The following is a 21,604-nucleotide window of genomic DNA, read 5'->3' as shown; positions in this document are numbered from 1 at the left end:
GGAGTGACGCAACCAACCTGTTGGAGCGGGCCATGCGCGCGACCGCGGGCGTGCCCCGCTCCTACAGGGATGCACCGTCATTACGCGCCTCGAGCATGAACTCGATGAAGGCCCGCACACGCGACGGCACATGGCGCGCGTAGGGGTAGATGAGGAGGAATGGCCGTGTGGTCTGGCCGTAGTCCTTCAGCACTTCCACCAACTGGCCCTGCTCCAGTTCTTCCTGCACGGTGAAGCGGTAAGCCTGCATCAACCCGCCGCCGCACTTGGCCAGGGTCGCCGTGGCCAGGTAATCCTCCAGCACCGTGAGGCTACCGGTCGTCTCGATCTCCACCGGCTTGCCGTGGACCCGGAAGGACCAGGGCACACGCCGCCCACTGCTGGGCAGCTCGAACTGGATGCACTCGTGCGCGGCGAGATCTTCCGGCGTCTGCGGCGTACCGGCACGCGCCAGGTACGCGGGCGTGGCGACCACCACGTTCTCCGCCTCCTCCAGGCGCCGCGCCACCAGGCTGGAGTCCGCCGGGTCGCGGCCACGGATGGCCAGGTCGTATCCCTCGTTGGCGAAGTCGATATTGCGGTTGCTGACATGCACCTCGACCTGCACCTGCGGGTAGCGCCGGCGGAACTCCGGCAACCGCGGGAACAGCCGGTAATGCGCGTAGGGCGTGGGCACGCTGATGCGCAGGCGCCCCGAGGCGATGCTCTGGCCGCCACTGACCGCGCGCTCGGCATCCACCAGTTGGGTCAGCGCCTGCCGGCATCGCTCGAAGTAGATGCGGCCGTCATCGGTCAGGCGCATCTGCCGCGTGGTGCGGACGAACAGGCGCACACCCAGGCGCTCCTCCAGCCGCGCCACCGAACGACTCACCGCCGCGGGCGTGATACCTGCCTCGTTGGCGGCGGCGGTGAAGCTGCCGGTCTCCGCAGCCAGGCAGAACAGCTCGATGCTGCCCAGTTGCAGATCGTCGAAATGGCGGGTCATGGCGCGACTCTATTGATTACATGAGGTATCAATTCAAATGCCGTCAACCTCATTTTTCAAGTCGCGATTGCAGCCTAGATTGGCCTCCAAGACGCGGGCACCCCGCCCCGCCCCACTCTCGGAGAGATCACCATGAGCAAGACCGTCATCGTCACCGGCGCCTCCAGCGGCCTCGGCTTCGCCATCGCCCGCGCCTACCTGGAACGCGGCTACAACGTGGTCGGCAACGCCCGCACCCAGTCCCGCCTCGAGGAAGCCGCCGCCAGACTGGGCAACCCGCACAACTTCCTCGCCGTGGCCGGCGACATCGCCCGGCCGGACACCGCCCGGCGCCTGTTCGCCCAGGCCATCGAAGCCTTCGGCCAGGTGGACATCCTGATCAACAACGCCGGCATCTTCATCGCCAAGCCGGTAGGCGATTACACCGAGGAAGAACTCGAGGCCATCGTCGACACCAACCTCAAGGGCTTCTTCTACCCGTCGCAAGCCGCCGCCAAGCACATGGCCGCCAGGGGTTCGGGGCACATCGTGAGCATTACCGCATCCATCGCCATGCAACCCAACGTGAAGGTGCCGGCGCTGCTGCCGGTGCTGATCAAGGGCGGGCTGAACAGCGCGGTGCGCGGTCTGGCCCTGGAGCTGGCGGCGTCCCACGTGCGGGTCAACGCGGTGGCGCCGGGGATCATCGAAACCCCGCTGCATCCCGATGACGAAGGCACCCGCGCCTTCCTGCGCGGCCTCGCGCCCAGTGGCGAGATCGGCAGCCCGCAGGATATCGTCGACGCGGTGCTCTACCTGACCGACTCGACCTTCGTCAGCGGAACCATCCTCAACGTCGACGGTGGCTCCACCACCGGCGTCTGGTAAGCCACTTCACAACAACGGAGAACCGCCATGCCCTACGTAAACATCCAGGTCACCGACGAAGGCGTGACCGCCGACGAGCGCCGCCAGCTCATCGAAGGTGTCACCGAACTGCTGGAACGGGTCCTGCGCAAACCGCCCGCGAGCACCTTCGTGGTGATCCAGGAAATCCCCACCGACAGCTGGGGCGTAGGTGGTGAAACGGTCAAGGCTCTGCGCGCCAGGGAAAAGCCCGGGGCCTGACGCAGCGGGCACGCCGGGGCCCCACGAGGGCCACCGGCGCTTGCCATGCACCAAGCTGGTGCTGATAGGATCGGGAGCCTACCTGCTCCCACTGTCAGCTGAGGCAAGGAATGCTCGCCGCGCTCAAGCGTTATCCGCTACAGGTCAACCTGCTGCTCAGCGGCACCTTTCTGCTCACCCTGGGCCGGGCCATCACCCTGCCCTACCTGGTGATCTACCTCTCGACCCAGTTCAACCTGCCCGTCAGCCGCATCGGCCTGATCATGGGCGGCGCGCTGTTCGGCGGCTCGCTGCTCAGCCTCTACGGTGGCTTCCTGATCGACCGCCTGCCCGGCTTCCGCCTGATCCTCGGCTTCGGCACGTGCTTCGTCGCCGCCTTTGCCGGCATGCTGCTGACCACCCAGCTGTGGCTGTTCTTCCTGTTCCTGCTGGGTTTCAACTTCGCCTATTCGGTCACCGACGTGGTGGTGAAGACCATCTTCGGCCGCCTGCTGCCGGCCGCCGAGCAGGGCCGTGCGTTTTCCATCCGCTACACCCTGATCAACCTCGCCTACGCCATCGGCCCCTTCATCGGCGCCGCCCTGGCGCACTGGAGCCAGCACCTGCCTTTCGTGCTCTCGGCGAGCCTCGGCGCGCTGTTCCTGCTGGCCTTCGCGCGCTACGGCGACCGTGGCATGCGCCCGGCCGAAGGCGTGGCACCGCCCTCGTTCATCGCGGTGATGGGGGTGCTGACCAGGGACCACCGGCTGATGTACTTCACCATCGGCGGCGTGCTCACCGCCGTGGTATTCGGCCAGTTCTCCGCCTACCTCTCGCAATACCTGGTGGCCACCGGCACGGCGGAATACGCCTACCAGGTGATCCAGACGCTGCTGGGGGTCAACGCGGTGACGGTGATCGCGCTGCAGTACCTGCTGGGCAAGCGCATCGGCAACGAGCACCTGCAGCGCTGGCTGATCGTTGGCCTGGGCCTGTTCGTGCTCGGCATCGTCGGCTTCGGCCTGTCCCACAGCCTCGTGCACTGGGGGCTGGCGATGGTGGTGTTCACCCTGGGCGAGATCATCGTGATCCCCGCCGAGTACATGTTCATCGACCGCATCGCGCCGCCCCACCTGCGCGGCGTGTACTACGGCACGCAGAACCTGGCCAACCTCGGCGGCGCCTTCGGGCCGATCCTGGTCGGATTCTTCCTCGCGCTGTTCGCACCGCACTGGGTGTTCGTCATGCTCGGCGCCTTCATCGTCGGCGGCGGGGTGTTCTATGTGCTGGGATCCAGGCTGAGCCAGCGCATCGCCCGCGAGGCTTGACCTCAAGTCCGCTTGAACCGGGATGCTGGTTCCATCGACCCACTCGAAGGAACCTGCCATGCCACTCTCTGTCCTCATCCCTGCCATCGCCACCGGTATCGGCGCGACCCTGCTGATGGACGGCTGGACCGTCCTGCGCCGGCATCTGCTTGGCGTGCCTTCGCTTGACTATGCCCTGGTCGGCCGCTGGGTAGGCCACATGCCGCGCGGGCGGTTCCGCCACGTCGCCATCGGCAAGGCCGCGCCAGTGGCCGGCGAACGCCCGCTGGGCTGGGCGATCCACTACCTCACCGGGATCGTCTTCGCCCTTACCCTGGTCGCGCTGGCCGGCAGCGACTGGCTGTGCCGGCCGACCCTGCTGCCGGCGCTGCTCTTCGGCGTGGTCACCGTGGCGATGCCCTTCCTGCTGATGCAGCCAGCGCTGGGCCTGGGCATCGCCGCGAGCAGGACCGAGAGCCCGGCCAAGGCCCGCCTGCACAGCCTGGTCACCCACACGATCTTCGGGCTGGGCCTCTATCTCGCGGCGCTGAGTCTGCTGCCGTTGACCTGCGCCAGCTGATCCTTCGCCAACTGGACTACCCTTGCTGCACCCCCTAGTGCAGGAAGCCCCAGGATGAGCCGCATCGCCATTGCAGACCCGCAACCCTTCATGCTCGCTGCCCTGCGCCAGCGTCTGGAGGCTGCCGGGCACGAGGTGGTCGGCGAAGTCGGCGATGGCCGCGAAGCGCTCGACGTGGTCAAGCGCCTGCACCCTGACCTGCTGATCCTCGAACTGGACCTGCCGCGCTTGGGCGGCGTCGAACTGCTGCGGCGGCTGCACCGCGACTGGCCGCAACAGAAGACCCTGGTCTTCACCCACCTGCCCGCCGCCCACTACCAGGGACTCTGCCTGGAAGCCGGCGCGCGGGGTTTCGCGCATAAGGGCGACCGCCCCGAGGAAGTGGACGACGCCGTGCGCCTGGTGCTCGGCGGGCGCAAGGTCTTCCCCGCTCAGGCGCCGCATCAGGGCGGCGATGCACCGGGCGCGGACGAGCACATCACCCCGCGCGAACTGACCGTCCTGCACTACCTGTCGCAGGGCTATCGGGTCAAGGATATCGCCGAAGAACTGGCGATCAGCGACCGCACCGTCAGCACCTACAAGGCGCGCTTGCTGGAGAAGACGCAGACCGACTCGCTGGTGGACCTGGTACAGGCCGCCAAGGTGAAGGGCCTGCTCAGCAACAATGTGGTGGAGAGCCTGGTGCGCGCGCCGGCAGAACCGTCCAGCAAGACCCGTGATCTCGCGCGGCTGTTCGACATCCTGCCCAGCCCCATCAGCCTTTGGAGCCGCGAAGGCGAGCTGCTGGCCTGCAATCGCTACTTCCTGCAGGTCTACGGCAAGAGCGAGGAACAGTTGCTGGGTTCGCGCATGTTCGAAATGGGTGTGGTCAATGAAGCCGATGGTGTTCTGGCGCGCCGCGACTTCCTCACTGGCGCGGCAGGCGACAAGCCATTCACCCAGGTGATCGCCTGCACCCTGCACGGTGAACATCGCATCATCCGCCTGATCGGTGTGCCCCTGTGCGAAGACTCCGGTGAATCCATCGGCGTGGTCTGCTCCTTCGTCGATATCACCGAACACGAACTCGAAGTACAGCACCTGCAGGAGGCCAAGGCCTATCTGGATGGCCTGCGCGCCACCCGCGCGCGATACCTGCAGTACAGCTTCGACGACCTGCTGGACGAAATCCGCCACCTGCACGCATTGCTGCAGCCATCGGTGGCGCACCGCCCGGAAGAGGAACCACTCTCCGGCGCCTTCGTCGGCCTCGGCAGAATGGAGGAGAAGCTGCTGATTTTGCGCGAACTGCTGCGCACCGAAACGGGCAGCGAGCCGATAGCACCGCAGGTGTGCGAGCTGAACCAGCTGACCGCCAGCCTGCTGGACGACCTGCCCTTGCGGCCCGTCGCTGCGCCCCAGTTTGCCTGGGTCGATCTCGCGCGCTACCGCAACCTGCTCAAGGCGCTGCGCTTCTCACTCGAACGCTCCGCGCTGAAGGTCCGCGAGGTGCAGGCCAGCGTGGAAAACCTGGCCCACGGCGTGCTCATCTGGCGGCTGAACTTCGCGCTTGCCCCGCAGGCCGATCTGCCCGAGCGCCTGGCCAGCCTCGACCAGCGTCCGAGCCTGGAACTGGTGCGTCTGATCTGCCAGCTGTTCGAGGGCAGTTTCCAGACCGGCAGCGCGGACGAACCACCCAGCGCCGGATTGATCCAGCTCAAGCTTGTGCGCAGTAGTTCCCCCCACTAGTGCGGGCACTACACGGCTTTCAGGCGCCCCCGATGGGGGCGCCAGTGCCCTGACCCGATGCTTGCCCCATAGCCCTCTCGCTATGGAGCAGCATCATGAAAGACCTACCCTCGCACACCTCTTCCCACGGCACCTGCCCCAGCCGGCTGCACATCCTGTGCATCGCCGTGGCGCTGGCCGGCGCCGGCATCCCCTTGACCGTCATGGCCGGCGACGCCCTGCCCCAGGGCGGCAGCATCATCTCCGGCAGCGGCAGCATCAGCCAGAACGGCAACGAGATGACGGTGAACACGCAAAGCGCGCGTACCGCCATCAACTGGCAGCGCTTCAGCGTTGGCGCAGACAACCGCATCACCTTCAACCAGCCCGACGGCAAGTCCGTCACCCTCAACCGCGTCATCGGCAGCGACCCGTCGAAGATCTATGGCGCGGTGACCTCCAACGGCCAGCTGATCCTGGTGAACCCCAACGGCGTCTGGATCGGCCCGAAGGCACATATCAGCTCCAGCGCCCTGGTCGCCAGTGCCGGCTTCCTCACCGAGGAACAGGCTAAAAAGTTCGCCGAGAGCGGCAAGCTGGACATCCAGCTCACCGGCAACGTGACCAACCAGGGCCGCATCACCGTGCATGACAACGGCATGGTCGCCCTGCTAGGCGCCCAGGTGAACAACGCCGGCGTAATCCAGGCGCGCAAGGGCATGGTGCAACTGGCGACCGGCCCGCAGGCGACCCTGGACTTCCACGGTGACGGCCTGCTGAACATCGCCGTGAGCGGTGAGCCCGGCGAGAAGGACAGCGTCAACCCGGACGTCACCGGCGGCGTACACAACAGCGGCGAAATCGACGTCGGCAACGGCACCGTTGCGATGAGCGCCGCCCGCGCGGCCAAGCACCTGGATTCGGTGATCAACGTCGGCGGTAATGTGCTGGCCGACTCCGTGTCCACCGATGGCGGCACCGTGGTGCTGGGTAATTCGGCGAAGACCAACGTCACCGGCAGCATCAGCGCCACCGGGGTCAATGGTGGACAGATCAAGGTACTGGGCGACGAGGTGAATGTCGCCGGCTCCGCGAAGATCGACGCCAGCGGCACCCAGGGTTCTGGCGGCAAGGTGCTGGTAGGTGGCAGCTATCAAGGCAAAGGAACCGAGCAGGCGGCGAAGAACACGACCGTGGCCAAGGGCGCCCAGCTCAAGGCCGACGGCAAGACCGATGGCGGCCAGGTCGTGGTCTGGAGCGACGGCAAGACCCATTTCGCCGGCCAGGCAAGCGCCAAGGGTGGCCAGCGCGGCGGTGTGGTGGAAACCTCCGGCCAGCAGCTGACCGTCACCTCCGACGCGAACGTCTCCACCAAGGGCAGCACGGCTGACGGCACCTGGCTGCTGGACCCGGCCACGGTCAACATCGAGGCGACCGACACCGATGGCAGCGGCCAGGGCTCGGTGGCTGCCAGCGCCATCGTCAACGGCCTGGCTCAAGGCAATGTGACGATCTATGCAACTGACACCCTGAACGTCAACGCCCCGATCATTGCCACCAACTTCGCGACCGTTAACAACGACGGGCGAACCAGCAAATCTACTCTCGCCCTGATTTCCTCAGGCAACGCAGGTACGGTCTCCGCCTATACCGGGACGGACAAGACCCGCACCAGTGGTGCAGTCAATATCCGTGCGCCGATCCTGCTCAAGGATGGCAACCTCTACATCAGCGCCACGGGGGACATCCGGCTGATCGACAACGCCGGAAGCGCCACGGGGGACGCGGCTTACAACAAGCGCGCGATCATCGATGTCGGTTCCGGTGTGGCCTGGCTGAAAACCGGCGACACCGCATCGATCTTCCAGGACAACAACACCGCGCTGATTGGCGACAAGGTGGCCCTGGATGGTGCCAGCGTGCGCATGGAAAGCGGGCTGAACTACGCCGGCACGCTGGCAGGCCAGGCCAGCAACGGTATCTTCCGCTTCACGCAGACAAATGCCACTGGCGCTGAACCTATCACTACCGACACCGTCACGGCGCCCTACACCGGAGAGCAATTGACCGGGGTGAAGGCCTACACCCTATCTGTGGTTGGTTCGCAGAACATCACGTCCTATCAACACGCCAATGAAACCTATCGCAGTGTGACCCTCAGTGCTGGCGGGCAGCAGTTCGATTACATCATCTTCGAGGCCACCAGCTATACCGGGCGTGATGGGAGAACCATCAGCCCCGCAACCCTGCTCACCTATCTGGACAGCTCAGACTACCTGGTCAATGGGCTCAGCTTCAGAGACACCAACAACGTCCAATGGCAGTTCATCCCGGATGGCACGAAGGATGGCCTGACCAAGGTTCTTCGCAACGGCGTAGAAGTGAGCACGCCCGTGGGATTCTCCCTGTCTGGCGTGGGTGGCGTAGCAGTCGCCGGCACCACTTCGGACTCTTCGAATAAACCTTACTGGGGCGTGCTCGGCGACTACATCCCCGGTGCCCAGCTGCAGGCGGAAATCCAGTACAACGAGCAGACCCAGTCCTCCCAGCAACTGGCGATCAAGCTGGGCTCCACCACCACCTCGGTGCTGGCGCAGATCGGCTGGTTGATGAACGACGGCAGCAACACCACCAACGATGCCCGTTACGAAAACGCCAAGGTCCAGTTCCTCAAGACGCAGGATCGGACTGCACAGAACGTCCAGATCACCTCGAACAAGGCTACTGTCACCGCCACTCCGGCTGATGCCAGTCGCACCTATGGCGATGCTAACCCACCACTCTCGCAATCCCTGGCCGAGAACACCCAGGCCTCGAAAGTCAGCGGCATCGACAACTACGTTGACCGGATGCTCGGGCGTACCGGCATTACTCAGTCTGAGCCCACAACTGCGGCTACCCAGCAATCGAATGTCGGGCAGTACGACATCAAGGGTGGCCTGGCTGCCGGGTCGTTTGCGCAAAAACGATATGAACTCAACAGTGGCACTGGGAAACTGACAGTCACCCCTGCTGAATTGACTGTCACTGCTAAAGACAAAGCCAAAACGTATGGCACTGGAGACCCGACATTAGATTATGAAGTATCCGGCGAGAAGCTTGGGCAGACTGGTGCTGATATTTTAAATGGCGGAGCACTAGCCAGGGAGTCTGGCGAGGATGTTATTCCTGGTGGATACGCCATCAACCAGGGTGGGTTGGGCTTAAACAACGGGCTAGGTGGAAACTACACCCTTAAGTTCGTTGACGGGAAACTTGAAATAGTTCCTGCCGAACTTGTCATGCAAGCCGGCAATGAATACTACGTATATAACGGAAACGTTCAGTCCGTTTATGGTTATGTTTATTATGGACTTATTCCTGGTGACGAGGCTGTTATTAAGAATGTAGTCCTGTCGGGCCAAGGTAGAGACGTAGGATCATATGTAACCAGGATCAATGACGTAACATTAGATCCTTCGAAATCTGCAAACTACACTGTCCGGATTTTGGATGGACTGCTAACTATCATTCCTGCTCCGCTGACTCTCACGGCCGGTAGCGCGCAATACGTCTACGACGGCATGTCGCACGCCGCTCCATGGTTCACCGCTCAAGGTCTCATGAATGGCGACACGATCAGAAATGATTCGGTAAAAACCTCTGGTCAAGGAACCAACGTGGGGTCTTATGTCAATCAGATTGAAAGCTTCAATCTTGATCCTTCGATAGCGCACAACTACTCAGTCTTGTTAATGAATGGTCAAATCACCATCACGCCAGCTGAACTTAGAGTTCGTGCGCTGGATGCCGGCAAGACTTACGGTGATGCTGACCCTCTCCTTGCGTACTCTGTTTCAGGGCTTGCGCAAACTGACAGTCTGAGCAAAATTCTGAGCGGCGCTATTGCCAGGGAATCTGGTGAGAACGTGGGTGAATATGGAATAAATAAAGGCACTCTTGGAATGACGGGGGAGCTTTCGCAGAACTACATCCTTCACTTTGATGACGGCGTGTTTACTGTGTCGCCTGCGACATTGACAGTTCAGGCTAATGGGGTGACCAAGTTTTACGGTGATCTCGACCCTGAATTGACCTATCGGGTTTCAGGTTACAAAGGGAATGACACGCCTGAGACGTTGGTGAGTGGCCAGGTCGTCCGAGACGCTGGCGAGAACGCTGGAACCTATGCCATCAACCAGGGAACCGTGGGCCTCACGGGTGCCGCCGGGCAGAACTACATCCTCCAGTACACAGGCGGAGATTTCGTCATCACTCCTGTCTCCTTGCAGGTTGAGGCCAACTCGCATACCAAGGTTTATGGAGACGTTGACCCAGAACTCACCTACAAGATCAGCGGCCTGAAAAACGGCGACCAGGAAGCTGATGTGGTTAGTGGCACCCTCACCCGCCAGACCGGGGAGAATGTCGGCAACTATGGCATTGGGCAGGGCAACGTAGGCCTGACAGATGCAGCATCAGGCAACTACATCTTCACCTTCGTCGATGGCCAATTGGCAATCATCCCGGCCAAGTTGACCGTACACGCCAAGGACGATGGAAAGGTCTATGGCGATGCCGATCCGACCTTCTCTCATGTGGTCACTGGGTTTAAGGGTACTGACACAGAGTCTTCCGTACTCAACGGTGGTTCCGTGGCCCGTCAGGCTGGCGAGAACGTGGGGAGCTACGGCATCGGCCAAGGCACTCTGGATCTCAATGGCGGTGTTGGCTCGAACTACATCCTGGACTTCAAGGATGGCGTGTTCACCATCTCCCCCGCCACGCTGACCGTCACCGCAGATGGCAAAACCAAGGTCTATGGTGAGGCTGATCCGACCCTCAAATACCGTGTCGATGGCCTGAAGGGCAATGATGTCGAAGCTGATGTGATGAACAGCGGCTCCCTGGTTCGCCAGGCCGGCGAGGACGTCGGCAACTACGGCATCAACCAAGGCTCTGTAGACCTCAATGGTGGGGCCGGGAAAAACTATGTCCTGCACTACGAGGCAGGCACCTTCTCGATCACCCCGGCGACTCTGGTGGTCACTGCAGATGGCAGCACCAAGGTCTACGGCGACTTTGACCCCAAACTGACTTACTCCGTGACCGGCATGAGGAACGGAGACACCGAGGATCAGCTGGTTGCAGGCAGTGTGGTCAGAGATGCTGGCGAGAATGTCGGCAGCTACGCCATCCGCCAGGGTGACGTCGACCTCACCAGCGGCAAGGGTCAGAACTACGTACTGAGCTTCGCCAACGGCACCTTCACGGTGACCCCGGCCACCCTTGAAGTGACTGCTGACAGCCACACCAAGGTCTATGGCGATTTAGACCCGACTCTCAGCTACACCGTGACCGGATTCAAGGGTTCTGACAGCGAAGCAAATCTGGGCCTGAGCGGTGACCTTTCTCGGGCTACCGGCGAGAACGTTGGCAACTACAGCATTGGCCAAGGCAACCTTTCGGTAGGTGGGGACAGCAACTACGTCCTCTCCTTCGTCAATGGCAACCTGGCCATCACCCCCGCCACGTTGACCGTCAAGGCCGATGATCAAACCAAGGTCTATGGCGATGCAGATCCTCTCCTGAGCCATGTGATTACCGGCTACAAGAACGGCGATACGGAGACATCTGTTCTTAAAGGCGCCATAGGCCGTGAGGCCGGCGAGGATGTCCGGGCCGGCGGTTACACGATCCACCAGGGCAGCCTGGGCCTGAACAACGGTCAGGGCAGCAACTACGTCCTGGAGTTCGAGAACGGTACGTTGCACATCACTCCGGCCCAGTTGAACGTCACGGCGAACAACGACGGCAAGGTCTACGGCGAACTTGATCCGACCCTGACCTTCAAGGTCGATGGCCTGAAAGGCGCTGACAAGGAGACAGAGGCTCTGGCCGGCCAGCTAGCGCGCCAAGCCGGCGAGGATGTGAAGGAAGGCGGCTATGCCATCAACCAGGGCACCCTGAGCCTGACCGGCAAGGCTGCTCAGAACTACATCCTCACTTACGCCAGCGGCACCTTCACCATCACTCCCGCGACCCTCATGGTGCGCGCCGATGACAGCACCAAGGTATATGGTGAGGTCGACCCGACGCTCAGCTACCAGGTCACTGGGTTCAAGCATAGTGATGACAAAGCCTCCGTGCTCAGCGGCAACCTGGCTCGCCAGGCCGGCGAAGATGTGAAGGCCGGTGGCTACTCCATCGGGAAAGGCGACCTGACTAGCACCACCCAGAACTACATCCTCCACTACGAGGAAGGCACCTTCACCATCACCCCGGCGTCGCTGCAGATCGACTTCGACGACCACTCCAAGGTCTATGGCGAGATCGATCCAGCGCTCACCTACCGGGTGAATGGACTGAAGAACGGCGACAGCCAGGCCTCCGTCGTGAGCGGCCAGGCCTCGCGGGCGGCCGGCGAGAACGTCGGCAACTACGCCATCGGCCAGGGCTCGCTGGGTGCCAACGGCAACTACATCCTGACCTTCAACGAAGGCAAGCTGGCGATCACCCCCGCCGAGCTGACCGTCACCGCCGACCACAAAACCAAGGTCTACGGCGACCTCGACCCGACGCTCACCTACAGCGTCAGCGGCCTGAAGCACGGCGACACCCAAGCCTCGGTCACCACCGGCAGCCTGGCGCGCATCTCCGGTGAGAACGTCACGCCCGAGGGCTACGCCATCACCCAGGGCAACGTGACCCTCACCAGCGGCAACTACCGCATGGTGTTCAGGGACGGCAACCTGCAGGTCACTCCCGCACCGCTGGTGGTCACTGCCGACAACCAGAGCAAGATGCACGGTGCGACTGACCCGACGCTGACCTGGAGCGTCAGCGGCCTCAAGGGTAAGGACCAGGCCTCGATCGCCCAGGGCTCGCTGCTGCGTGCCCCCGGCGAGGACGCCGGCAGCTACGCCATCAGCCAGAACCAGGCCTTCAGCGCCGGCAACAACTACAGCGTCAGCTTCAGGGACGGCGCCCTGACCATCACCGGCCCGCTCGCCCCGGTGCCCCCGGAACAACCCGGCCTGCCGCCGCTGCCGATGACCGCGCAGTCCCCCGGCAACGCCCGCTGCACCGCGCTGGAGTCGCCCTCGGCGGCCTCGGCCAACTACTCGGTGTCCCCCGCCGTGGTGCGCAGCTACGCCGTCCAGCTGGTATGCAAACCGCGCTCCTACCAGGGCAAGACCAGCACGACGGCGGACCTCAGCGACGTACTCACCTACGCCAACAGCCTCTTCAAGGACGGCCACTTCATCGTCCCCGAGGCCAAGCGCAGCGTAATTCCCCAAGACCTCAAACCCACTAGCAGCACAATCAAGGGAGGGAAATAGCCATGAAAGGCATTCCTTCGAAACTGCACATCCTGGCGGTCGCCGTGTGCTCCGCCCTGTTGCTGGTCCAGGCCCCGGCGTTCGCCGGGCCGCGGGCCCAGCTCGACCCCGGCAGGGTGGAAATCCCCCGCCCCGACGGCGGCCGTGAAAGCTCCACGCAGATGCCCTCGACCCTGCAACTGCCGGACACCGTGGTCGTCCCCGAAACCGAAGGCCCGCCAGCCGAGATGGTGGTGAACCCCAACGACACCACGCGTTTCCAGGTCGACAAGGTGATCATCCGCGGCACCACGCTCTACGCTTCCGAGGCATTCGCGCCGCTGACCGCAAGGCTCGAAGGCCACCGCGTCACCCTCGGCGAAGTCAACGCGGTGGTTGCGCAGATCACCCAGCGCTATCGCCAGGCCGGCTTCCTGCTGGCCCGCGCCTACCTGCCCGAGCAACGCCTGGAGAACGGCGAACTGCTGATCCAGGTCTTCGAGGGGCGGGTCAACGAAGTGAAACTGCAGGGCGACAGCAACAAGGCCGTGCAGCGCTACGCCGACAACATCCGCCAGGAAGTGCCGCCGAAAAGCGCCACCATCGAGCGCAACCTGCTGCTGATGAACGACCTGTCAGGCCAGCAGAGCCGTGCCACCCTCGCCGCCTCGCCGGTGGAGCAAGGCACCGACCTGGTCGTCGATAACCAGGTGCGCAAGTACGAAGGCTTCTTCGGCTTCGACAACCGCGACAGCCGCTACTTCGGGCCCTGGCAGGTCTACGGCGGGGTCGGCGTCAACGACCTCACCGGCCGTGGCGACCACCTGGGCATCCGAGCCGGGCGGTCGGTGGAAGGCGACAAGATGACTTTCTTCGAAGGCCAGTACGACCTGCCGGTGGGCGGCCAGGGTGATGTGGTGAGCTTCCTCGCCCAGCACAACGACGGCCATGCCGACACCTACTCCTTCCTCGACGCCAACAGCTCCGGCGATACCTTCGCGGTACGCATCACCCGCCCGTGGGTCCGCCAGCGCGACCAGACCTTCAAGACCTCGGCCGCCTTCACCTGGTACAACGGCAAGTCGGAGTACCTGGACGATCCGCACAACCCGCCGTCCAGCGACGACCGCCTTCGCGCCATCCGACTCGGCGCCAGCTACGACTTCTTCGACGGTTTCGGCGGCAAGAACCTGGTCAAGGCCGAACTGAGCAAGGGCCTGAAGATCATGGGCGCCAGCCAGGAAGACCGCGCCAACCCGTCCCGCGAGGGCGGCAGGACCGACTTCACCAAGCTGCAGGTGGACGCCCAGCGTCTGCAGGACCTTTCGAAGATCATCGACGGCATGAATCTGTACATTGCCGGTACTGCACAGACCTCGTTCGGCCAGACGCTGCTCTCACCCGAGCAGTTCGGCGTCGGCGGCAGCGAGTTCGGCCGTGGCTACGACCCGTCGGAAATCACCGGCGACAAGGGCTTCGCGGTGAAAGCCGAGCTGCAGTACAACCGCCTCCATACCTTCCGGGATTACGCCGTACCGACCCAGTACTACGCCTTCTGGGACTTCGGCAAGGTGTGGAGCGAGGAGCCGAACTGGATCAGCAGCGAAAGCCTGTCCTCCACCGGCTTCGGCGCGCACCTGCAGGTGTTCAAGGACACCTACGTCTCGCCGGAAGTCGCCTTCCCGCTGACCCGCTCGGTCTCGGCCAAGGAACTGGACGACGACAACGGCAAGGCGCCGCGTTTCTACCTCAACTTCCTCAAACTGTTCTGAACCACGACGGGCGGCCGCCTATCCGGCCGCCTCCCCCCGGAGGTTTCCATGTCACAGCAGAATCTGCGTACGCTGCGCAGCGTACGCTCCACCGCCTTCAACAACGAAGTGGCCGCCGAACTCCTGCGCGAGCTGGCGCCGCTGATCGCCAACCAGGAACTGAACCGCCGCATGCGCTGCGCGGCCCGCCAGCTGCTGCTGGACGCCGAGGCCCTGGAGGACGCTTACCAGCAGATGAACGAACGGCAGCACTGAGTCAGCTCAGATGACCAGGGGCAGGTCGAACTCCAGGCGCAACAGGCCTTCGCCCTGCTCGCCCTCCAGCTGCGACAACTCCCCATGGAACAACAGCACCATCCGCTGTACCCGCGCCCGCGCCCAGCTCGCCGGCTCGCCGGTGTCCACGAGCCTTGCCAGGCACTGCCAGGGCGACACCTCGATACGCAGGCGCAGGAGCCCTTTTAGATACCGCCAGTTGCTCAGCTGCAGGCGGATCGTTGCGTGGTCCGGGTTACGTGGCACCGCCTCGATCAAGGCTTCGAGCAGCTGGCGGTAGTAGCCCGCGTCGATCCAGACCTTCCTCAGGCTGAGCACCCCCGGCCCGAGATCCAGCCGGTAACCGGCGGCCTGCAGCTCCGCGCGCTGGGGCTGCAGGATTTCCTCGGTGAGCCGGCCCAGTTCGTGCGCCTCACTGACCCGCTCGGCCACATGGTGCTGCAGGTCGAGCAGGGCATCCAGCTGGCGCAGGCTCGCCAGCATCGACTGCAGGCCCCCGCGCGAAGCCTCCAGTTCAACGTCCGCCAGCGTGCCCGCGTCCTCTTCGCCGAATCGCCGCACGGAGGCATCGAGCCCACCGAGATGTTCACGGAAATCCGCCACGATCCTGGCCAGCAGGTTGGTCTTCAGATGGCTGCGATAACGGCTCTCGAACAGGCCGCTACGCAGCTCCGCCAACTGCTCGTCGCGCTCGTCCAGGGACAGCATTCCACCGAGCATTCCCAGCATCCGTCCATCCGCGGAGCGATGCGGCACGCACCAGGCGAAGTAGGTGCCGACGATGGTCGAATCATCCAGCGATATTTCCTCGGCGATCGGCTCCTCGCGCAGCACCGCCTCGCGATAGCGCTGCGCCGTGCGCTCGCGCAACGATGGCGACAGCCAGTGGGCATCCTCGAAACACCCGCCACGGACTTCCTCGAAGGTCCTGCCGACACGGTTGAGAAACGGGAGGTTGCACAGCAGCAGGCGGCTATCCATATCCCGCACGAACATGGGGTTGGGCGTAGCATCGAGCAATGCGCGCAGCAGGCCCAGCTCATGCTCGAGCTGCGGATCGGCCGGCGCCACGGTCGTCCCTTCCGCGGCCAGCAGCCCGAGGCTCTGCGCCACCTGCAGCAACTGCACGTCACTGCTGACATTGAGCTTCTGGTGCAAGCGCATCTTGTAGGTGCTGATGGTCTTGTAACTCAGGCTCAGCTGGTCGGAAATCTCCTTATTGGAGAGCCCCCGGCCAAGCATTTCCAGAACCGTCAGCTCGCGGCCGGAGAGGCGTTCCAGCTCCGCCCGGCCATCGGCGTCGGTCGCCTTCGGCCCTTGCGTGGCTCCGCGCGGGAAGTAGCTGCGCCCGCGCAGCACGGCGGCCAGCGCCTTCTCCAGCTCGGCGGCCGGCTCGTCCTTGCCGACGAAGGCATCCGCGCCCGCCTGCAGTGCACGGCCGGCATAAACCTCACGCTCCTGCGCGCTGAACACCAGCAGGCGCACGCCATCCATCGCGGCGCGCAGGCGACGCAGCACATCCAGGCCGCCCAGGCGCGGAATCGCCAACTCGATGATGACCACGTCCGGGCGCCGTTCGCGGCAAAGCGTCAGCGCATCCTGGCCGTTGTCCGCCTCGCCGATCACCTGGTGCCCGGCACGACTGACCAGCGCGCGCACCCCGTCACGGAGCACCGGCTGGCCGTCGACCAGCAGGATGGTACTCATTCCCTGTCTCCCTCCTTGCTTGTCCCGCTACCAGCGTAGACCAGCCCTGAAGGCGGGAGTCACTCCTACAAGCTGATGACAGCGGCTCCGACATTCACCAACGGACGCTCCCCGGAGACTGGCGGCAATTTTTCCTTGCCTCCTGGAGGCTGCCATGAAAGCCAACCAGCCCTTCCTTTCCGGTCTCAGCCACTCCCGCCTGGCCCAAGCCATCAGCCTCGTGCTGGCCAGCGCCTTCGGGCTGCGCATCATCCGCGCCGAAGCCGAGGACAACGTCGCCGAGACCGATTCCGAAGACCTCAACCAACCCTCCGAAGCCGGCGTGCTCTTCGACCCGCCGCATCCCTCCTACCTGGACATCGCCTTGCAGGCCGCCCACGAAGCACCGCAAGCCTTCGCCGGCGTGGGCCTGCTGGGCGCCCCGCCGCCGATCAGCGTGACGCTGGCCGGCAACGCGGGCATCGTCAGCGGCGACCATGCCGATACCACCATCCGCCTGGCCGCCGCCAACACCAGCGGGATACGGACCAGCGGCAACGGCAACCTGGGTTATGCCGGCGGGCGCATCGAAAGCAGCGCCACCAGCGCGGCGGCGGCCAAGGGACAGACCGCCGTGCACGTCGCTGCCGGCGACACCCTGCGGATGACCGGCAGCAGCATCGCACTCGATCCGAAGACCACCGCCGGAGTCGCCATCACCGCCAACGAACTGACCGGAATGAAGATCGACGTCAATGGCGAAGCCCGCCTGACCGATACCGACATACTGGTCGGCGGCGGCGCCAAAGGCACCAACAACCGCGGAGTGGTCGTCGACGGGGGGCAGTTGGAGATGTCCGGCGGCTCGGTCGCCACCCAGTCCTGGGGCGCGGTCGGCCTGTCACTGGAAAACGGTTCGAGCGCCAGCCTGGACGGCGTCGCCATTGCCACCAGCGGCGCGCGCAACAGCAGCACTGGTGGGGCCCACGGCATACAGGTGAGTGGCGGCAGTTCGCTGTCCGCCGAGGGGATCGACGTAACCACCAGCAACGGCTCCGCCTATGGCGTGCGCGCGGACGACGGCGCCCAGGTCCGCCTCACCGACAGCAATGTAAGCACCGCCGGCGGCTATGGCCATGGCGTGCTGGCCGCTGGCAGCGCTACCCAGGTCGCCATCGACGGCGGCGAGATAGCCACCACTGGCAAGGGCTCAGTGGGTATCTGGGCGCGCGATGGCGCCCAGGTGGACCTGGCCGGCAGTGAAATCCGCACCAGCGGCGCTGCGGTGTCTGCCACCTTGCCGGTGGACGATGAAAAGCCCCTGAGCCTGAGCCACGGGCTATTGGCGACGGGCGCCAGCACCCGCATCGAGGCCGATGACGCACTGCTGAACATAGGCGGTGGCAGCGCCAGTGCCGCCCGCGCGGAAGACGGCGCGCACATCAGTCTTGGGCACAGCGAGATCAATGTCAGCGGTAACGCCACCAGCAGCACCACCACCGCAGCCCTGCATGCCACCAATGGCGGGATCATCGATGCCAGCGACAACCGCATCCTCAGTAGCGGCACCAACGTCGGCGGCGCCCGCGCCGAGGGCACCGGCAGCCGCGTCAGTCTGACCGGCGGCAGCGTCAGCGTGCAGGGTTCGGGGAGCGTCGCCAACCCTGCCGCCGGGGCGCGCGCCATGGCCGGCGGTGCCCTGAACATCAGCGGGACGACGCTGGACGTGCATGGCCTGAACTACGGCCACGGCATTTCCGTCGAGGGTGCCGGCTCCACCGCCAGCGTCGATCACGCCAGCGTCGCGGTGGACGGCAACCGCGCCATCGGGTTGAACATCAGCGGCGGCGGCAGCGCCACCGTCGGCAACAGCAACATCGCGGTCGACAGCCAGGTCGGAGGCGCCGGTCCCTGGTCACCCGGCGTGCTGGTCGAAGGCGCCGGCTCGAGCCTGAAGATGACCGCCAGTGACGTCCGCACCACGCCGAAGACCAGCTATGGCGTGCAGATCCGCGAGGGTGCCGACGCCATCGTGGAACACGGCAGCGTCACCACCTCCGGCAACTACTCCACCGCGCTGGGCGCCGGCAGCTCCTCCTCCGCAGCGCCCGGCTCGACACTGACCGTCAACGACGTGACCGTCACCACCCACGGCAACGACAACGCCATGGGCATCATCGCCGACCTGGGCGCCACCGTGACCGTCCACGGCGGATCGGTCACCACCACCGGCAACGGTTCGCCAACCGCCGGCAACCTCACGTTCCCCCACGGCCTGGCAGCGCGCAATCCCGGTGCCTTGCTGATGGCCGACGGCACCAGTGTGCGCACCACGGGCTCGCAGGCTTACGGCGCGGCGGTGGACGACGGCGGCAGCATGATCCTCGATAACCTCAGCGTGAAGACCGAGGGCGAATACTCCGTCGGCCTCTACGCCGGCATCGGCTCGATCAAGCCCGGCGCGGTCAGCCTGACGGCGGACCACGTCAGTGTGGAAACCCTCGGCGACCATGCCACGGGGGTGCTGGTCAGCCGGCAGTACAAGGACGATAGCGCGACACTGGACCTGAGCAATACCAGCGTCGCCACCCACGGCATCCAGTCCCACGGGCTGCGTGCCGAATCCGGCGCTACGCTGAGCGCCCTCAACAGCACCGTCGCCACCACCGGCGAACAGGCCCTCGGCGTGCTGGCCAGCAATACCGCCAGCGCGCAGCTGGACAATGTCAGCGTCGGCACCAGCGGCGCACTGGGCCACGGCGTGGTCGCCAAGAATGCCGGCAGCGTCGATGCCGAGCGCCTCGTGGTCAACGCCACCGGCGATCAGTCCGCAGCCCTCTATGCCCAGGGCACCGATGCACAACCGGGAAGGATCAGCATCGACCACGGCTCGCTGAGCAACCGCGACGGCGCCACCATCGCCACTGCCGGTGCCGCCGATATCGCCCTCAGCCATAGCCTGGCGGGCGGTAGCGGCCAGTGGCTGAGCGTCGACGAGGCACTCGCCAGCGACGGCAACAGCATCCCGGACATGGGAACCGGCCAGTGGCAAGGTGTGGGCAAGAGTGAGGCCGCTGTCGGCAATGCCCGCATCGATCTCTCGACGTCCCTGGTCAGCGGCTCGGCGAAAACTGCCACGGGCAGCCACTCCGATGTGACCCTGCGGGACAGCAGCCTGTGGCAGCTCACCGGTGATTCCAACCTGAGCAGCCTGACCAACAGCGCCAGCCTGATCGATTTCAGCGCTGACGGCGGCTACAAGAAGCTCACCAGCAACGACTACCACGGCGCCAACGGCACCCTCGCCCTGAATACCTACCTGTACAAGGACGACTCACCCTCCGACCAGTTGGTGATCGACGGTGGCAAGGCCGACGGCGAGAGCAACCTGCTGATCAAGAATGCCGGCGGTCCCGGCGCCCTGACTCAGGGCAACGGCATCAAGGTGGTGGACGCGGTGAACGGCGGCACCACCGAGACGGACGCCTTCCGCCTGCTCAACCGGGTCAAGGCCGGCCCCTACGAATACACCCTGCACCGGGCCAGCCTGGACGACAGCAACGGCGAAGCCTGGTACCTGCGCTCGAACCAGGAAGCGGCGCCCGTCGATCCGGTCGATCCGGTTGACCCTGTCGATCCGGTTGAGCCTGTCGATCCGGTTGATCCTGTCAGTCCGGTTGATCCCACCACGCCGGTAACACCTGTCGAGCCGGTCGCGCCGGAGCGTTCGGCACCGTCCTCCCGGCCCAACTACCGCGCCGAAACTTCGCTGTACAGCGCCCTCCCCGCCATGGCGCTGAACTACAGCCGCGCCCTGGTCGACACCCTGCACGAGCGGGTCGGCGAGGAACGCCGTAACGTCAACGATCCGTTGCCCAGCGAGGAAGTGAACAGCTACGGCCCATCCCTGGGCTGGGGCCGTCTGATCCACCAGAAAGGCTCCGACAAACTGGGCAACGGCGCGGACTACGACTACCGCATCCAGGCCTTCCAGGTCGGCGCGGACCTCTACCGCAGCGAGGACACCGACGGCAGCACCGACCAGGCCGGGCTCTCGCTGCAGGCCGGGCGGATCAAGGGCAGCGTCGACCACACCGATGGCCAGGACGCCGGCGACGACACCCTGCGCTCCTACGGCATAGGCGGCTACTGGACGCACTTCGGCCCCGAAGGCTGGTACCTGGACGGCGTCGTGCAGTTCAACCGCTTCGACCTCAAGGCGCGCGCCAACGACGCCGGTTCGCTGAAGACCCGCGGCCACGGCATCACCGCCTCGCTGGAGGCTGGCTACCCGTTCAAGCTCGACTCCGACAAGACCCTGCACGTCGAGCCGCAGGCCCAACTGATCGTCAGCAAGCTGAAACTCGATGACAGCCATGACGACGCCGCCGACGTGCGTTTCGAAGATGTCGATTCGCTGACCGGCCGCCTGGGCGTGCGCGTCGACAAGGACTGGTTCCGCGAGGACGACCACGGCAAGCAACAGCGCACCAGCGTCTGGGTCCGCCCCAGCCTGTGGCACGAGTTCAAGGGCAAGGCCAAGACCGAGTTCTCCTCGGCGGACGGCTACATCCCCTTCGGCACCGACATGGACGGCAGCTGGGGCGAACTCAACCTGGGCGTGGACTACCAGCTCAACGACCGCACCAGCGTCACTGGCTCGCTGGGCTACCAGCGCGCCCTGGACGGCGACGGGCGCAGCTACGAGGGCATCCTGGGCTTCAAGGTGAAGTTCTGAAGCTCGCCAAGCCCATGCCCGGTCCGCAAACAGGGCCGTAGGGCGCATAACGCGCCAGCGTTATCCGCCGTCTTGGTATCGGCGGATAACCCGTTCCGGGTTATCCGCCCTACGTGCTATGCCCGCTTCTGGTCCGCAAACAGGACCGTAGGATGGGTGGAGC

Annotated in this window: 11 protein-coding genes; 9 read left to right on the top strand and 2 right to left on the bottom strand. The window is 64.7% G+C overall.

What is annotated here, in order from left to right; all coding sequences use genetic code 11:
• Nucleotides 1–61: 61 nt before the first annotated feature.
• Nucleotides 62–985 carry a LysR family transcriptional regulator gene (locus IB256_RS08595; protein WP_192402111.1) on the bottom strand — a complete coding sequence of 308 codons (924 nt, stop codon included), beginning with the start codon at nt 983–985 and terminating at the stop codon, nt 62–64.
• 132 nt (nt 986–1,117) lie between these two features.
• On the opposite strand from IB256_RS08595, the gene IB256_RS08590 reads away from it, so the two are divergent.
• From IB256_RS08590 to IB256_RS08525, 8 genes are all read left to right on the top strand, one after another.
• Nucleotides 1,118–1,852, top strand: coding sequence for an SDR family NAD(P)-dependent oxidoreductase (locus IB256_RS08590; protein WP_192295708.1), 735 nt, complete (start codon nt 1,118–1,120; stop codon nt 1,850–1,852).
• A gap of 27 nt (nt 1,853–1,879) precedes the next feature.
• Nucleotides 1,880–2,092: a tautomerase family protein gene (locus IB256_RS08585; RefSeq protein WP_192295709.1), complete on the top strand. Its 213-nt coding sequence runs from the start codon at nt 1,880–1,882 to the stop codon at nt 2,090–2,092.
• 110 nt (nt 2,093–2,202) lie between these two features.
• Nucleotides 2,203–3,399 carry an MFS transporter gene (locus IB256_RS08580; RefSeq protein ID WP_192295710.1) on the top strand — a complete coding sequence of 399 codons (1,197 nt, stop codon included), beginning with the start codon at nt 2,203–2,205 and terminating at the stop codon, nt 3,397–3,399.
• A gap of 58 nt (nt 3,400–3,457) precedes the next feature.
• On the top strand, nt 3,458–3,958 hold the full coding sequence (locus IB256_RS08575) for a DUF2938 domain-containing protein (RefSeq protein WP_192295711.1): 501 nt from the start codon (nt 3,458–3,460) through the stop codon (nt 3,956–3,958).
• Nucleotides 3,959–4,012: 54 nt separating this feature from the next.
• The gene (locus IB256_RS08570; protein WP_192295712.1) at nt 4,013–5,689 is read left to right on the top strand and encodes a response regulator; all 1,677 of its coding nucleotides are present in this window, start codon (nt 4,013–4,015) and stop codon (nt 5,687–5,689) included.
• A gap of 95 nt (nt 5,690–5,784) precedes the next feature.
• Nucleotides 5,785–12,990, top strand: a complete 7,206-nt coding sequence (locus IB256_RS30595) for an MBG domain-containing protein (RefSeq protein WP_225601672.1) — start codon at nt 5,785–5,787, stop codon at nt 12,988–12,990.
• Between the two features lie 2 nt (nt 12,991–12,992).
• Nucleotides 12,993–14,741, top strand: a complete 1,749-nt coding sequence (locus IB256_RS08530; RefSeq protein ID WP_192402109.1) for a ShlB/FhaC/HecB family hemolysin secretion/activation protein — start codon at nt 12,993–12,995, stop codon at nt 14,739–14,741.
• 48 nt (nt 14,742–14,789) lie between these two features.
• Complete coding sequence (locus tag IB256_RS08525) at nt 14,790–14,996, top strand: hypothetical protein (protein WP_151186913.1); 207 nt, start codon at nt 14,790–14,792, stop codon at nt 14,994–14,996.
• A 6-nt stretch (nt 14,997–15,002) separates the two neighbouring features.
• Here IB256_RS08525 and IB256_RS08520 read toward each other — a convergent pair whose 3' ends face one another.
• Nucleotides 15,003–16,724 (bottom strand): response regulator, encoded by a 1,722-nt coding sequence (locus tag IB256_RS08520; protein WP_192295714.1) that lies wholly within the window; start codon nt 16,722–16,724, stop codon nt 15,003–15,005.
• A 154-nt stretch (nt 16,725–16,878) separates the two neighbouring features.
• Here IB256_RS08520 and IB256_RS08515 point away from each other — a divergent pair, with 154 nt between their 5' ends.
• The gene (locus IB256_RS08515; protein ID WP_192402107.1) at nt 16,879–21,441 is read left to right on the top strand and encodes an autotransporter outer membrane beta-barrel domain-containing protein; all 4,563 of its coding nucleotides are present in this window, start codon (nt 16,879–16,881) and stop codon (nt 21,439–21,441) included.
• Nucleotides 21,442–21,604 lie beyond the last annotated feature (163 nt).

The sequence above is a fragment of the Pseudomonas sp. PDM17 genome (genome assembly GCF_014851985.1).
Classification (GTDB): domain Bacteria; phylum Pseudomonadota; class Gammaproteobacteria; order Pseudomonadales; family Pseudomonadaceae; genus Pseudomonas.
The sequence above is the reverse complement of the archived record's forward strand: the minus strand, read 5'-3'. Positions and strand labels throughout refer to the sequence as shown.